14 protein-coding genes are annotated in these 14,736 nt (G+C 45.4%); 3 read left to right on the plus strand and 11 right to left on the minus strand.

Annotated elements, in window-relative coordinates:
* Positions 1–58: 58 nt before the first annotated feature.
* A complete protein-coding gene (abc-f, locus tag BTA31_RS13060) occupies positions 59–1,786 on the minus strand; it encodes a ribosomal protection-like ABC-F family protein (RefSeq protein ID WP_076792244.1) in 1,728 nt (575 codons plus the stop codon).
* Between the two features lie 463 nt (positions 1,787–2,249).
* Between abc-f and tlpB the strand changes: the two genes are divergently transcribed.
* Positions 2,250–4,235 carry a methyl-accepting chemotaxis protein gene (tlpB, locus tag BTA31_RS13065; RefSeq protein WP_076792247.1) on the plus strand — a complete coding sequence of 662 codons (1,986 nt, stop codon included), beginning with the start codon at positions 2,250–2,252 and terminating at the stop codon, positions 4,233–4,235.
* Between the two features lie 44 nt (positions 4,236–4,279).
* On the opposite strand, the gene csaA is transcribed toward tlpB, so the two are convergent.
* Complete coding sequence (gene csaA, locus BTA31_RS13070; RefSeq protein ID WP_076792249.1) at positions 4,280–4,612, minus strand: chaperone CsaA; 333 nt, start codon at positions 4,610–4,612, stop codon at positions 4,280–4,282.
* 222 nt (positions 4,613–4,834) lie between these two features.
* Here csaA and BTA31_RS13075 point away from each other — a divergent pair, with 222 nt between their 5' ends.
* A complete protein-coding gene (locus BTA31_RS13075; RefSeq protein ID WP_076792252.1) occupies positions 4,835–6,163 on the plus strand; it encodes a S8 family peptidase in 1,329 nt (442 codons plus the stop codon).
* 464 nt (positions 6,164–6,627) lie between these two features.
* Here the strand turns inward: BTA31_RS13075 and BTA31_RS13085 are convergent, their stop codons facing one another.
* Both BTA31_RS13085 and BTA31_RS13090 read right to left on the minus strand, forming a co-directional pair.
* The gene (locus BTA31_RS13085; protein WP_076792254.1) at positions 6,628–7,227 is read right to left on the minus strand and encodes a TetR/AcrR family transcriptional regulator; all 600 of its coding nucleotides are present in this window, start codon (positions 7,225–7,227) and stop codon (positions 6,628–6,630) included.
* A 137-nt stretch (positions 7,228–7,364) separates the two neighbouring features.
* Positions 7,365–7,850 carry a MarR family transcriptional regulator gene (locus tag BTA31_RS13090; protein WP_043927940.1) on the minus strand — a complete coding sequence of 162 codons (486 nt, stop codon included), beginning with the start codon at positions 7,848–7,850 and terminating at the stop codon, positions 7,365–7,367.
* Between the two features lie 170 nt (positions 7,851–8,020).
* Between BTA31_RS13090 and yqeK the strand changes: the two genes are divergently transcribed.
* Positions 8,021–8,614, plus strand: coding sequence for a bis(5'-nucleosyl)-tetraphosphatase (symmetrical) YqeK (gene yqeK / locus BTA31_RS13095; RefSeq protein WP_076792811.1), 594 nt, complete (start codon positions 8,021–8,023; stop codon positions 8,612–8,614).
* Positions 8,615–8,677: 63 nt separating this feature from the next.
* Here yqeK and BTA31_RS13100 read toward each other — a convergent pair whose 3' ends face one another.
* The 7 genes from BTA31_RS13100 to BTA31_RS13130 all read right to left on the minus strand — a co-directional run bounded on the left by BTA31_RS13100 (position 8,678) and on the right by BTA31_RS13130 (position 14,730).
* On the minus strand, positions 8,678–9,163 hold the full coding sequence (locus BTA31_RS13100; protein WP_076792257.1) for a DinB family protein: 486 nt from the start codon (positions 9,161–9,163) through the stop codon (positions 8,678–8,680).
* A 30-nt stretch (positions 9,164–9,193) separates the two neighbouring features.
* A complete protein-coding gene (locus tag BTA31_RS13105) occupies positions 9,194–10,840 on the minus strand; it encodes a YndJ family protein (RefSeq protein WP_076792260.1) in 1,647 nt (548 codons plus the stop codon).
* On the minus strand, positions 10,837–11,454 hold the full coding sequence (locus BTA31_RS13110; protein WP_043928683.1) for a DUF4166 domain-containing protein: 618 nt from the start codon (positions 11,452–11,454) through the stop codon (positions 10,837–10,839). The genes BTA31_RS13105 and BTA31_RS13110 overlap by 4 nt, the downstream gene beginning before the upstream one ends.
* 1 nt (position 11,455) lies before the next feature.
* Entirely contained in the window at positions 11,456–12,355 is a 900-nt protein-coding gene (locus BTA31_RS13115; protein ID WP_076792262.1) for a DoxX-like family protein, read from the minus strand.
* Positions 12,356–12,598: 243 nt separating this feature from the next.
* Entirely contained in the window at positions 12,599–13,171 is a 573-nt protein-coding gene (locus BTA31_RS13120) for a TetR/AcrR family transcriptional regulator (protein WP_043928685.1), read from the minus strand.
* A gap of 7 nt (positions 13,172–13,178) precedes the next feature.
* On the minus strand, positions 13,179–13,892 hold the full coding sequence (locus tag BTA31_RS13125; RefSeq protein ID WP_076792265.1) for an MBL fold metallo-hydrolase: 714 nt from the start codon (positions 13,890–13,892) through the stop codon (positions 13,179–13,181).
* 82 nt (positions 13,893–13,974) lie between these two features.
* Positions 13,975–14,730 (minus strand): zinc ribbon domain-containing protein, encoded by a 756-nt coding sequence (locus BTA31_RS13130; RefSeq protein WP_076792268.1) that lies wholly within the window; start codon positions 14,728–14,730, stop codon positions 13,975–13,977.
* Positions 14,731–14,736 lie beyond the last annotated feature (6 nt).

Below are 14,736 nucleotides of genomic sequence, written 5' to 3' on the forward strand. Positions count from 1 at the left end.
AAACCACGTCTTACAAAAAAGAACCATCTGCGTTAAAAACACAGATGGTTCTGGTCATTTATTCTTTTTCTAAAAACGCCCGTTTGCGTTTGACAAGCTCTGAAAATTCCTGATCCAATTCATGATATCGCGGGTCTTGGGGTGTGAGTCCGGCCAATTCTCCAAGAACGGCGGTCATCCGATTTTCGATGCGAAGCCGCTCCTCTTCATCGCTTTTTTCATGGCGCTGTTTCTTTCTGTTCCGATAATTTTTCAATCCGGTTTCGACGCGGATGATGCGATCATTTTCAAACACAAGAAGTTTGTTACACAATTGATCTGTAAAATACAGGTCATGTGACACAATGATGATCGTGCCTTGAAACTCAAGCAATGTCTGCTCAAGCTGCTCTCTGCTTGGCAAATCAAGGTGGTTGGTCGGTTCATCCAGAATCAGCAGATCATAATCCTTTAAAATCATGCCTGCCAGTTTGATCCGGGTCCGCTCCCCGAGACTGAACGTCCCGATTTCATCATGAAAGCGATTTTCTTTGATCCCCATATTGGCCAAAATCGTCCGCGCATTTGCGATTTCGGCTCTGTCAGACAAATTCAGCACTTCAGCCACTGTTTGATCAACCCTTAAATCACTGACATCCTGGCTTAAATATGCGGCCTTTACAGATCGGCTTTTCCATAGCGTTCCGGCTGTTGCAGGTTCAGCATCCAACATCATTTTAACAAGGGTCGTTTTGCCGCAGCCATTGTCTCCGATAAGCGCTATTCTCTCGCCATGTTTGACGTAAAAGTGGCTGTCTTTGAATAAAGTACGTCCGTCAAACGCTTTTGTCAGGCCTTTTGCTTCGATAATCCGCTTGCCCCTTTTTTCTCCCGATGAAAATTGAAAATTGACAGATGCTGCTTCATTTGGCTTTTCGGCTTTGTTTTTTTCAAGTTCCTGTTCAAGGCGTTTCAGTTTTGATTTGACTTGGTTGTCGAGCTTTTTGGCTTTTACCCGGTGGTATTCTTTAAAACCGGCCTGCCTTCGTTCTGACTGTGATCCCTGTTTTGTTGAGTCACGGTGGGCTTTCTGCGACCAATTTTGAAGAGTCGCAATCTGTGACTCGATTCTATCTTTTTGCTTCTGCTGAACTTCGTATTGGTGCAGACGTTCTTCATATAACCGTTTTTTCTCCCGCCGGTATGCACTATAGTTTCCTTGATAAGTGTGCAAATTCCCAGCTTCCAGTTCGAGGATTTTGGAGACGGATTGATCTAAGAAATAACGGTCATGAGAAATAATCAATACAGCCCCTTGATATTGTTGCAGTTCTTCAAGGAGCCAGCTGATCCCTTTTAAATCCAAGTGATTGGTCGGCTCATCTAAGATGAGGAGGTCAGGCATCGTTTTCCAGACGTGTGCCAGTGCAAGCTTCAGTTTTTCTCCCCCGCTCAAATGGCTGAGCCGTTCGGAATTCCAGCTTTGAACCTTTGATAAGCCAAGACGGCTGGTCAACTGATATAATTTCCCGCCCTCATCGCCTGTTAAGATGCTGTTGAAATCATGAACGGAGTACTCAATCGACTGGAGCAGATAGCCGATTTTAAGCGTCCGGTCTGTTTGAACAGTTCCTTTGTCGGCTTCTATATGACCGCTCAATATATTTGCAAGCGTTGTTTTCCCCGCTCCATTGTATCCGACCAAACCAATCCGCTCTTGATTGGAAATGTCAAAATCGATGTTTTTTAAAATTGTTTGCTCTCCAAAGCTTTTTTGCAAGCCTCTTATTTTCATTAAAATCGTCATACCGCTCACCTCTGTTTATGTTTTGGCTGACAACAAAAAACCTCTCGCGGAAACCCGGAGAGGATATCATGCCAAAATATGCATCGTGAAAGCGGTATGAACCGATTCCATTCCTTTGCACGACAAAAAACATGCAAATTCAGAAATTGATGCAAGGTATAAAAGGGCATACTCATCCTATTCTCCAAGTTTCCGTTTTTTCATATTAAAAAAACGATGGAAAATAAGATTACTGCTTCATGTCCCCTATACCTATTCCTTTCACTGTATTTACCGATTAGTATATAAACGGAGGGAAACTTTGTCAACAGTTATATAGCCCGTTTTTCAGCCGATATCGAAAACAGTTGCCTTTCGCCTTAGTTGTGGATTTTGTTTCGAAGCCAAAATTTTAAAATTTAATGCAAAAGTGTGAAAATTGTCCGATATTAATCTCGTAACCTAGAAAAAGGAGTTTTGGCGAATGAAAAAAATATTGGACTGGTTCAGGCATCCATCTCTTTCAAAAAGATTAGCGGTCTCATTTTTATTGATTTTAACGCTCCCTGTTTTAATCCTTTCAGGTGTTTCCTATTATACGGCAGGCGGGTCGATTGAAGATGAAATCATGAGAAGCGCAAGAAACAGCGTGGATCAATTAAACGAAATGATCGATCAAAACATTGAGAAAAAAGCGGATGCTGTTACATATTTCAGTGAAGAGATCAAAGAAAAAACATACAAGGAAAAAGGCCAGATTTCGTTAAGACAAAAGTTTGAACAATACGCCAGACAAAACAAGGATGTAGAAGCCGTGTTCACAGGCTCTGAAGACGGTGTATACGTGCAGCATCCTTATACGAAAATGCCTGACGGCTATAATCCGGCGGAAAGGCCCTGGTTTAAAGAAGCGGTTGAGAAAAAAGGCGAAATCATCGTCACTGATCCATACACATCTGCCGCCACCGGCAACACGGTCATTACCATCGCCAAACAAAATAAAGACGGGTCGGGCGTCGCGGCGCTCAGCTTGAATATCGACGAGCTGATTAAAGCGACAAACGATATCAAAGTCGGAAAAGACGGCTTTGCTTTTATCTCAAGTGCGTCCAAAAAATATATCGCCCACCCGACGATTAAAGCCGGAACTGAAGGTGAAGGCGGCTGGGTTGATCAAGTTTACGGCAAAGAAAAAGGCGATTTCAAGTATACTTTTGAAGGAGAAGCCAAGCAAATGGCGTTTGCAACAAACAAACTGACAGGCTGGAAAATCGCCGGGACGATGTTTTCCGATGAGATAACAAACGCAACAAAGCCCGTCCTTTATATGGCTCTCATCGTCTTTTCAGGGGCTTTGGTGCTTGGCGGAATTCTCATTTTCTTTATTGTCCGCGCGATTAGCAAACCATTGAATCAGCTCGTTCTAACTGCAAAGAACATCAGCAGCGGCGATTTGACACAGCAAATCGAAGTGCGTTCAAATGACGAATTCGGGCAGCTCGGCAAAAGCTTCAATGACATGGCGGAATCGCTCCGCACACTGATCGGCACCATTCAGGAATCGGTTGAGAATGTCGCCTCCTCCTCTGAGCAGCTGACAGCAAGCGCAGAACAGACGAGCCAAGCGACAGAACATATTACATCTGCGATCGAACAGTTCTCTAACGGAGCTGAAAGCCAGAATGAAAAAGTCGAAACGAGCTCGCAGCAGCTTAGCCAAATGAATGATCATTTGAGCGAAATGACCGAGGTGTCGGAATCGATCACTGAATCATCGATCAAATCAACAGAAATCGCCGAAACCGGCGGAAAGCTCGTTCAGAAAACGGTCGGTCAGATGAACTCCATCGACCAATCCGTCAAACAAGCTGAGAGCGTCGTCAAAGGTCTCGAAGGCAAATCAAAAGATATCACGTCAATCCTTAGGGTGATTAACGGAATTGCCGATCAAACGAATCTCTTGGCATTAAACGCTGCGATTGAAGCAGCTCGCGCCGGCGAGTCAGGCAGAGGATTTTCCGTCGTCGCCGAAGAAGTTCGAAAACTCGCTGCCCAATCAGCGGACTCGGCAAAAGAAATTGAAGCATTGATTCAGGAAATCGTCAAAGAAATCGAACATTCTCTCAACATGTTTCAATCGGTCAACCATGAAGTGCTGTCCGGACTCAAAATTACCGAGAAAACAGAATCGAGCTTTCACGAAATCAGCGGCATGACGAATGAGATCGCAGGCAAGCTGCAAACGCTCAATGCGGCGGTCGAACAATTGTCGAAAGGCTCGCAGGAAGTCTCCGGTGCCGTTCAGGAAATCGCCGATGTTTCAAGGGAAAGTACAGCTGGAATCCAGGATATTGCAGCATCAGCGGAAGAACAGCTCGCTTCAATGGAAGAAATTAGCACATCCTCTGCCACGCTTGAGCAGATGGCGGAAGATCTGCGAGAATTGACGAAAAAATTCAAGGTGAAATAAAAAAAGAGGCTTCCTTCTTTTAGAGGGAGCCTCTCTTTTATGTATCAGCTGATCTTCGTTCCATTGGGCGCTTCCTGATCAGGGGCCAGCAAAATAACGTCGCCTTTTTCCGGCATGCCTCCAAGAACAAGAACTTCCGATTTAAACCCGGCAATCCGCCGCGGCGGAAAATTGACGACTGCCGTCACCTGCCGGCCTACAAGCTTTTCAGGCGTATAACGCTTTGTGATTTGAGCGCTCGAACACTTGACGCCAATCTCTTCTCCAAAATCGATCTCAAGCTTAATGGCCGGCACTTTCGCTTCCGGAAACTCTTCTGCTTTTAAAACTGTTCCAACCCGAATGTCAAGCTTTAAAAAATCTTCGATTGTTGCCATGAATTCAGCTCCTTTGGCCGCTTTCTAAAGGGTGATATTGACACGACTAGAATATCATGTATTTTGATTCGTTTAAACCCTGGACTTCCGTTGCCTTTTATAGAACCGAGTAGTAAACAGGCCTCTTTTGCCGCCGTTTTAGGACAGCCAACTTTACGGGAACCGCCTCTCGTTCATAGATTAAGAGGAAGAATAAACTATAAGAGATGAGGTGGAGCTAGGATGTTCGGTTCCTATATGGTTCAAATGGTAAGGTCCAACGCCCATAAGCTGGACCGGCCGCTGAGAGAAAGCGTGCTGAAACTCTATAAACCTTTTAAATGGACGCCTTGCTTTTTACACGGGTTTTTCGAAAAAATATTAATGACAAACAAAAAAATACCAGTCATTATTGAATTTGAAAAAGACTGTCAGCATAAAGGCTATCAATTAGTCAATGAAATGATTGGCAGCAAAAGAAGAAACAAAATCAAGCATCGCTTCTCCAACGTTAACTGCTGCAGCGCTGAAGTCACCCCTTCTTCTTTGCAATCGCTTCTATCTCAGTGCGGCGACATTCGCAAAATTTATTTAAATCGCAAAGTAAAAGCGCTCCTCGACGTAGCGGTTGAATCAAGCCATGCCCAAGAAGTGATCAGAAACAATCAGACGCTGACAGGCAAAGGAGTGACTGTCGCTGTCATTGATACGGGCATATACCCTCACGAAGATCTTGAAGGCAGGATCAGGGCTTTTCAAGACTTTATCAACCAGAGAACAGACCCATATGATGACAATGGCCATGGCACACACTGCGCCGGCGATGCTTGCGGAAACGGAGCGGCCTCATCGGGTCAGTACCGCGGACCTGCTCCTGAAGCAGACCTTGTCGGTTTAAAAGTATTGGACAAAATGGGATCCGGCACACTGGAAACCGTCATTCAAGGGGTAGATTGGTGCATTCAATTCAATGAGGAAAACCCTGACGATCCGATCGACATTATTTCAATGTCATTGGGCGGAGAGGGGCTACGCTACGAGAATGAAGAAGAAGATCCAGTCGTTAAAGCTGTTCATGCAGCATGGGACGCAGGCATTGTTGTATGTGCGGCAGCCGGAAATTCCGGTCCTGATACGCAAACGATTGCCAGCCCGGGCGTCAGCAGCAAGATTATTACAGTCGGAGCCTTGGATGACCGGGATACAGTCAGCCGGGAGGATGACGATGTCGCCTCTTATTCAAGCAGAGGGCCGACGATCTACGGTCAAGTCAAACCGGACTTGCTGGCACCGGGCACAAATATTACGTCGCTTCGTTCACCCGGATCTTTTCTCGATAAAATGCAAAAAGCAAACAGAGTCGGCACGAATTATATGATCTTGTCCGGAACCTCAATGGCAACGCCAATCTGCGCAGGAATTGCAGCACTTATCCTTCAGCAAGCCCCAGGCACAGAACCTGATGAAGTCAAACGGCTGCTAATCGACGGAACCGATTTATGGAAAGATCGCGATCCAAATGTTTACGGTGCAGGGTACATCAACGCAGAACAATCGGTCCCGCAAGATTAAAGACCGTTCGCCCGTTTAGCAAAAAGCGGGCGAATCTTACATAAAACATTTAAACTGCAGATCTTCTTTTTTCAAGCATGAACGGGATCGTCAAATACATGGCATAAGCGAAAGACTATCCAAACCGCAAATCCAATCACCTGACCATCTGAAAGCGCCGGGAAGATCAGTGAACGATTCCATAAAGAAAAAGCGGCGAGAAACAAACCGACTGCCGAGCCCACAATGCCAAGCTTAACCGCCGCAAACCTCGATTTGTCAACGCGTCGGTAAACAAGCATCACGGCATATAAACGGCAAAAGTTCCGGCTTCAAGAAGCAAAAAGCGGAGCATAAAAGCATCTGGGCCGGGTTCGGCAAGAACGCACTGCCGAACAGCATAAAAAACACGGTCGCACCAAGCCAGACGACGATCGAAAAAATAAGAGCCAAACCAGTTTTTCAGTCAACATATCCATCCCCTTTTACTCCCCTCCATGCTGTTTTACAGCGGTTTCCGTCAGCATCTGCAGCACCGCCTCTAATTCCCCGTAGACTTTTTCAGAGGCAGATCCCGGAGACATAAGCGATTGAAGTGCAAGACCGTCAATTAGTGCATTTAAAAGAATGCCCCATGTTCTGAAAGAAACCCCTTCAACAGGAGAACGCTTCCATATCTCGGAAAGCTGTTCTGCCAACACCGCATTTTCCTTTTCAAGAAGTTCTCCAAGTTGTTCGTTTATCTTTTCATTTCGAAAACTTAAAACGGCCAATTCTAAAAAAAGCTGGTGATCATAGGCTTCTTTCTGCGTTCTTGATTTCGCGGATGACAATCCGTCTTTTATCCTTTCGGCAGCGGGCTTTTCATTTGCTTTCAATCGCTCCCGCGACGCGCGGCAAAGGTCACGGACCACTTCAAAAACAAGCTGTTCTTTTGTCCGAAAATGATAGTAAACTGTTCCTTGTGTGACCTTTGCTTCTTCAGCAACCGCCTTTAACGTCAGTTTATCAAGACCATGTCCGGCAATGCGGCGCTTAGCCGCCTCAATCAACGTTTCTTTTGATGTCACATTCGGCCTTGCCATTCACTTCACCTCTTAGTTATTTGAATAACTAACTAAATAGTTCAACTATAATCTGGAAAAGTTTTCTTGTCAATCGGTTTTCTCATTCTAGCCATAGCGATTCCAAGTTAACATAATGTCATTATTGTTAACTTGAATTATTGCTTCTTGTCCGTTTCTGTCATAAGCGTCAGCCCTTGAAGGAATTTCAAAATAGCTCCCTGTTCTGCTGTTGAAAACGAATCGAGAAACCTGCCAAACTGTTCCGCTTTTTGCTGATGAAGCTTTTCATGAAGCTCAAACACTTGTTTTCCACTGGGCGTCAGTCTGAAGTATATCTCTTTTTTGTTGTCCGTCAATTGAAACCGTTTGATAAGGCCTTCTTTTAACAGCTTTGAACTGATTTTTGTAATATTTGCTTTTGATAAATTCATTTTTTTGGCGATGCCGGTGTTATTGATCGGTTCATCATGACCGATACAGCTGATGACATGGATGGTTGTCATATTCCCAGGGAGCCGTTTAACATCAGATTCTGCCGCCTGCTTTAAAAATGCCTTGAGATCTGTATCCGCTTTTTGTTCGTTCAGGTGCAGGAGTTTAACATACATATCATAGATCAGCTGTTTTGTCAGTTCAGACATAGTCAATGGACAGTCCCTTCTTTTTATTTTCCGGTTAACAAAACATTTTAATTGTCTATTTCAGGATTTGTCAATGTTATGATAAGGTAAAATCAGATAACAAATGTGTTTTGTTAATCATGAAACAACATTAAAAAGGAGAATCGCTGGTGAATATTGAAGGAATAGAGATGGAAGTTCGCTGCACAGGCGATGTATGTTCAGATGCCCTTGAATTTTTGAAACGCCATAACCATGAAAGAATAGCCGAACATTCGATAAGGGTGAAAAAAGCGGCGGAAGGATTGGCAAATCGTTTTCATGTTTCTGCACAAAAAGCTGGAATAGCCGGTGTTATGCATGATATCAGCGGTGTCATCCCCAATGAAAAAAGGATTGCGGCTGCTGAAGCGCTCGGTATCGATATTCTTCCCGAAGAACGGATATTCCCGATGATCATCCATCAAAAACTGTCGAAAGTGATGGCGCGGGACCTGTTTCAGGTGGCGGATCAAGATATTTTAAATGCAATAGAATGCCATACAACGCTTAAAAAAAATCCCTCCCAGCTCGACCTTGTCCTGTTTTCAGCGGACAAAATAGAATGGGATCAGACGGGAACTCCGCCTTACATCAAGGAGCTTCATGAAGCGCTTGGTGTTTCTCTGGAGCATGGGGCGTTTATTTATATTCAGTATTTGTGGAAACAAAAAGATAAACTGAAAGTTGTCCATCCGTGGCTAAAAGATGCCTATTATCACCTGAATGCAAAAATCGAAGCTTGACCCAAGGCAAGAGATTACGGCTAGATGACAGCCTTAAGCCGCAATCTTGCCTTGGTAACTCCGTTAGTTCACGCCTTTTGAAGCATCCCAAGTTTTCAGCTGTTTTCTCATATGGACGATTTGCCCCAGGTGATAAACATTATGAAGAATGAGACTGGACAAAATCTCCGCCCAGGTGGAATGCGGATCGTGCTGCGCCGGCTGTTTCAGCATCTCCTCTTCGCATGCCGAAAGCGCATCGATCCATTCGTCATAGATCGTATTCAGTTCCTGCCGGCTTTCTTCCCAGCCAAGTCCGCTTTTGTTTAAAAACGTATCATCGATCGTATAGTCAAAAACCGGGACGGGAATTCCTTTAAACCGCTTTAAATAGCGCTCATTGTAAAAAATCAAGTGGTTGGCAATTTCTAAAATCGAATTTTCCGAACCTTCCCCTTTTTGCCTTGCCTGGCTTTCCGTGAGATCAGCGGCAGCCGTTTGAAAACAAACAAACCAAGTCGTTTCGTTATAACATGCTTTAAACTGTTCAAGCAAAACGTTTTTTAGCATAAATACCCTCCAGTTCGATTCGATTTTTGCCTAGCTTTCATTTGATATTTTCGCCCTTTTCATGGCAGAATCCTTTTTTTCAATATGATATTGAATGTCGAGAAACCGTATGCCGAACAGCCACATGCGGTGATAGGCGCAAAGCCTCTTTCGTTCCTGCTCTTTGATGATAAAGCGTTCGGCAAGCGGCAGTTTAAACGTTCCTATTCCGGTGGAAAGGAATATGCCTTCATCACCCCGGTCAGCTCGTTTGTCACTGCTCGTCAAAATCAGGCAGCCGTCCTCTGCTTTCGGCTTTAAAATGCCTGTCATATTGGAAAACGGCAATGGCAGCGCAATATTCATATATGTGATGTGATCATGGGTATGAGCAGAATAAAGCGCCACGAACACAGTCTCGCCTTCCTCGTTCATTCTAACCCAGGCGCGCACATTCTTCCTTCCGTCTTTGGCTGAATCAACACCGATAATCTCGCCGTCCATCGTTTGCCGTCCGGTCTTTGTTCCCAAATGAATTTGACCTGTCTTTTTTGAAATCAGCTGGTATATGTGCGCGAGCGGCTTAAACCATGGACGCCAGGCGATCTCCGCTGTTAACGAATAATCGGCAGTATGTTCATAGAAATCGAGAATATGAGGAGAAACCGCCTCAGGCTGAAATCCGTTTCTCTGAAATGCGCTCATATCATCGGCAAGACCTTGGTAAGACGAATCGCTTTGTAATCGGTGCCGGTGTAAAAAGTCAGCTCCGATCCTCCATCTCCCGTAAATGTTGCTCATCGTTTCGTCTTGCCTTATTTCGCAGTCTGGCTCAGGGGATTCAAGACGCCAGCCGGCCAGCGCTGGAATGATGACGCCAAAAGCGTTGACAAGCCCGTGAATCCAAATCATTTCCTGGATTGTAAAAGTCGGCCGGCCGCGAAAAACGCCGTATGAGTAAATGAGTGAGAAAGCAATGGTGATCATCAATGTAAACGACGAAAAGGTCACGAAGCGGCGAGCCGCGCTGTTTTTGAAAGCCGTAATCGAGACGAGAAAGCCGCTGCCGTATAGGGCCGCCAAATACAGCGCAACGGCAATGACATCAATGGTTTTCGATAACGATATGCCGACCGCAATGAAAAGCGGAGACAGCATGATGAGCCATGTCACCGCCGCATAAAGGAGGCCTTTCTTTTTCAGCTTCCTTCCGAGCATTCCATTAAAAATCGGAATGAGAAATGCAGAATAATGAAAATGTACCGCTGTCAGCAGCACGATCAGCGGGCTGAAATCCATGACCTCGAGATTCAGCGTATAAGCAAAAAGCCAAACCCCTCCGAAAGGAAGATAAAGCAGGCCGCTGTCAACCGATGCTTCTTCAAGGCCCCTTCCTCCTCTCTCCCAGAGGCGAAAAGCCCCGTATAACGCGATCATCCCCGTATAGCATAGCCAAACCGATGCAAAAAGCGGGGAATGGAACAACAGGGATAACGAAGCCGAACAAGCCGCATAAGGAAAACAGACGCTGATCAGCCGAAACATCCCATTTTTATGCTGAATGAGATCGAGCGCAGCCGGAACAAAAAACAGCATCGATAATAAAAGAAGCGCCTCTGCCGCCGGGATGTCCGGCGCTTTACCGATGAAAAAAACCGCATAGCAAAGAACGCTTACAAAAAAGCGGCGGGCTTTCATGTCGTCTCCTCCTCCCTGTTAAACGTTCCTCTGTAGGCAAACAGCGTTCCGACCAGCGGGTTTTTCACATGAACGTCAATCGTAAAACAGCCTTTTTCTTCGTCATACGATTCATTCACGCTGGAAATCCCGTATAAGCACTTTGGAAGGGGCAGCTTTTTACTGAATAAAGGCAGCCATTGTCTGACAGAAGTAATCGACAATGATCCGTCGGCTTCCGCCTTAAACCTCAGGCTTGAGATTAAGATAGGTGGACGCCCGAAATAGTCGATGATTTCAGCACGGCTTTCATCATAGACCATGACAGCATCGAAATGCCTTTGTTTATCATGAAAAAAGAACGTCCTGTTCCAAACGGCTGCCGGTGTTTCATTTTTCGTCAGCCGAATGTGATTTTCAATCGTGAACGGAACGTTCCTCCCTCTTTCGGGAAAAAAACAGCGAAAGACCGTTCCCGCTTGAAACAACAGCCTGATCCAGTACGAACCGCCGGAAATTTCCGTCATCACTCCTTTTCCTCTGAACGCGTTTTCTTGAGTGAAGTGATACCGTTCCTTGAGTTTTGGGTGGAGAAGGTGAAAATCCTCGATCACCCGTTCATACATCGAAAACAAATCAACGCCTCTTTCTGATCGTATTTCCCGCATCCGGAATGCCGCAAGCGCTCACATAGCCGATAACGGACAAGATGATAAGTGCGGCATTAAGCACGACCGGGTTAAAAGGTTGTGCAAAAGATGCGATATCAGCCATTCCCGCGGATGCCGAAAGCAGCACAAGCAGAGCAATATGCAGAAGGAACCACTTCCTTTTCCGAACGGGATAAAGCCATAACACGCCGACCATCACCTCGGCCAAACCGATAAGCTTAAGGAGCGTTTCGGGATGAAAACGGCCGCCCGTGAAAGCCGAAAGCATGCTGATTTCCTCAGGATGAGCCATGATGAGCTTTGGAACAAGCCCTTGGTAAATCCAGACGAAAGAAAACAGCAGACAAACGAGCCAATAGATCAATGTTTTTTGAAAAAGCAGCCTTGGATGGAGCCCTTTTTCAAGCCAAATCTTCAGTGCATCAAAACTCCAGGCCGTCGCCCAGCCGAGGAGCGGCCTGAATGCCATATCAGCAAGCCGGCCCAGCCTGCCGTAACGGTTGTCATAATCGTATTGTGTCATAAACGTGATCCCGGTTTCGCTCTCGCTGTATTTCCAATATCCTCTTCCTTCGCGAATGACAGAAAGCGGGTGGTTTGTAGCGAACTTGAGTGACGAGACTCTGTCTCCCGTGTCTTGATGTACGTTCCCTGCAGACTCTCCTGTGCCGGAAATTTTTAAGCCGCAGCCGATTCTCGTTTCGTATAAAAACCTTTGCGGTTCACCCGCTCTGCGCTTCAAATAGGTAATGTCCGTAAACCGCAAGTCCCATTGCCGATGGAGGGTTGGGTCTTGGGTATAGCGCCATAGCCGCTCCATTTCTGTCTGGATTGATATTTCTACATAAATCGGAGTTTTTTTCATTGCGCACGCCCTTTTGTGAATATATTCACAATGATAGCATAACATGGAATACACCATGTGTGAACCAATTTTTGCATATCAAGTCTCTCTTTACAGACATAAAAAAATCCTCGGCTGTTAGGCCAAGGCAATTAGTGGCTGGTTAAGCCTTCTCATACCTATGACTCAAAAAATGGAAGAGCCATACGACAATCATACTAAATTTTCGAAAAAATGTAAACAATCAAGAAAAAATTCCCTTGTTTATTCGGTCTGATAGACAGCAATGCCTTTTAAGAAGACGCGGATTGTCAGATCAAGACTTTCTTCTACATCATAAGGAAGACCGAACGCATCGTGTTGCCTGAGTGCAGCAAATCCATGCAGGATGCTTCTCAAGCCCCTGACCGCATGAATCGCGGAGTCGTCGTCTAAATGATAGTCTTTCAGAACGGAAAGCACCAAGTCGAGGACTCTGTCTTTTGCTTCGTCAAGCCGTTCATCTTTATCAGGCATTGCAATAAACGTTGCTTCATAAAGCCCCGGTCTGTTTTTGGCAAAAGCGACATAGGCATGAGCCATTCTGCTGACAGCCTGATCCTCTTCGGCTCCCTGGATAGCCAAAGCCATATTTTCATAAAGAATCGTCAAGCCGTAAAGTGCGAGTTCTTTCCGTAAGTCGTTCAATCCTTTTATGTGGTTGTACAGAGACGGAGATTTGACATTCAGCCTTTTGGAAAGAGAAGCAAGCGTCACTTCATGAATGCCTTCCTCATCAGCAAGAGATGCCGCAGCTTCCAATACTGCATCTTTATTCAAACCGATTCGCGGAGACACGATTCCTTCATCCTTTCCTGTTTAATTTGATGTATGCTTCGTTTACCGCTTTTTTCATCGCTTGAGCCGGATCATGGACAAGATCGCCGTGGCCGGCGGCAAGCGCCTTTGATTTTAAATCTAACAGCTTTTGCGCGCTTTCTAAAGCGATTTCTTTGTCCCACGTGGCCAAAGCCGGAAAAGGAAATGACAGCTTTAAATGCCCCGATACCGTCATGCCGCTTCGCGTATGGTACGCGTCACCGACTATGAGAAGGCCGCTTCTTTCATCAAAAAACGAAATGCTGCCAGGCGTATGCCCGGGTGATGAAACGGTCAGCAATGAACCGATCCTGTCTCCTTCCTTTAAAAGGATATCAGGATGTGTCTTGATGTTTTTCGGAACGCCTCCTTTGATTGTTCCGCGCTCCCCTTCCAGCATCTCTGTATCACCTTTTAACAGACGTGCATCCCGTTCAGATATTGACACCTTCACACCGGGAAGGCTGTGGTACAACGCGTCAAGCGAACCGACATGGTCGCTGTGGGCATGGGTCAGCAAAATCCGTTTAATCGGCTTGCGGAGATGATCCGCAGCCTTTAAAATCCCTTTTTTGCTAATCGGAATCCCTGTATCAATCAATGTTAGGCCGTCTTCTTCAACAGCTAAATAACAGTTGACAGGAAATATGTGCGGAAAAAAAGTCAGCTGGTAGACCGATTCAAATCGGGTCATCCTCATTGCATTCACCTCTTCCATCAAAATAAAAAAACTAACACCGTTAGTTTTTATTTTAAAACTAATGGTATTAGTTTTGCAAGCTTTATTTTTTTCGATCGACAGCAACATAGACGGTAACTTGAGCATTTTCCGGATTCTCTGCCTGTTCATCATAAACTTCAAAATCTCCGGTATAAGTACGGAGATTTTTTTCATCCCATGTCCAAACCTCCTGCCAAGTCTCAAACACGACCTCTTCGATCCTCCCCCGCCTTGAAACAAAAACGGCATATTCGGATGCAGGGAGCGAAATGAGATTGGCCGCTTTTTCATGCTGATCAACGAACGTTCCGATTGAAAATGTATATGCCCCGTGTTCGTCCGTCTCATAATCCGAATAAAGCGCGATCGTGTCTCTCCTTATGTCTTGGCGTTCTGTATGCGGAAATTTTTCACGGTATAAACTCCACATGGAAGGAATTTTACCTTTTTCGGTTGCTTCATTTTGGTTGCTAGTCACGGTCGATATCCCGCTGAATAACTTTGCCTTCTGTTTTTCGAAATGAGAAAAGCTCAGCTTCTTTGCCCGCCTTTCGTTTGCGTATCCGCCCGCCCACCGTTTTAAATGAGGGAGCGTCCGCTCCAAAAGCGCTCTTGCTTCGGCCTCGGTTTTCCCCTCTTCTTTTATATAAGGTACACAGATGTCGATCATATCTTTCAATGTCGCATCCGGATGTGTATACGCTCCGTTTTCATAGCAGTACATGCAGTAGTCGCGACTATTCCCCCCGTCTTTTTCTGTACCGAAAAGTTCGCTTGTCATCGGCATGCCGCAGCTTTGGCAAAAATAATGTTCCATGTTTCA

The organism is Bacillus haynesii (assembly GCF_001969855.1).
In the GTDB taxonomy this organism is placed as follows: domain Bacteria; phylum Bacillota; class Bacilli; order Bacillales; family Bacillaceae; genus Bacillus; species Bacillus haynesii.

What these genes read in the sequence shown, in the direction of transcription:
- BTA31_RS13100 (WP_076792257.1), bottom strand. Translation starts at nt 9,163, where the DNA reads ATGCTAAAAAACGTTTTGCTTGAACAGTTTAAAGCATGTTATAACGAA.
- BTA31_RS13130 (WP_076792268.1), bottom strand. Translation starts at nt 14,730, where the DNA reads ATGGAACATTATTTTTGCCAAAGCTGCGGCATGCCGATGACAAGCGAA.
- tlpB (WP_076792247.1), top strand. Translation starts at nt 2,250, where the DNA reads ATGAAAAAAATATTGGACTGGTTCAGGCATCCATCTCTTTCAAAAAGA.
- yqeK (WP_076792811.1), top strand. Translation starts at nt 8,021, where the DNA reads ATGGAAGTTCGCTGCACAGGCGATGTATGTTCAGATGCCCTTGAATTT.
- BTA31_RS13115 (WP_076792262.1), bottom strand. Translation starts at nt 12,355, where the DNA reads ATGAAAAAAACTCCGATTTATGTAGAAATATCAATCCAGACAGAAATG.
- BTA31_RS13090 (WP_043927940.1), bottom strand. Translation starts at nt 7,850, where the DNA reads ATGTCTGAACTGACAAAACAGCTGATCTATGATATGTATGTTAAACTC.
- BTA31_RS13125 (WP_076792265.1), bottom strand. Translation starts at nt 13,892, where the DNA reads ATGAGGATGACCCGATTTGAATCGGTCTACCAGCTGACTTTTTTTCCG.
- BTA31_RS13085 (WP_076792254.1), bottom strand. Translation starts at nt 7,227, where the DNA reads ATGGCAAGGCCGAATGTGACATCAAAAGAAACGTTGATTGAGGCGGCT.
- BTA31_RS13105 (WP_076792260.1), bottom strand. Translation starts at nt 10,840, where the DNA reads ATGAAAGCCCGCCGCTTTTTTGTAAGCGTTCTTTGCTATGCGGTTTTT.
- abc-f (WP_076792244.1), bottom strand. Translation starts at nt 1,786, where the DNA reads ATGACGATTTTAATGAAAATAAGAGGCTTGCAAAAAAGCTTTGGAGAG.
- csaA (WP_076792249.1), bottom strand. Translation starts at nt 4,612, where the DNA reads ATGGCAACAATCGAAGATTTTTTAAAGCTTGACATTCGGGTTGGAACA.
- BTA31_RS13075 (WP_076792252.1), top strand. Translation starts at nt 4,835, where the DNA reads ATGTTCGGTTCCTATATGGTTCAAATGGTAAGGTCCAACGCCCATAAG.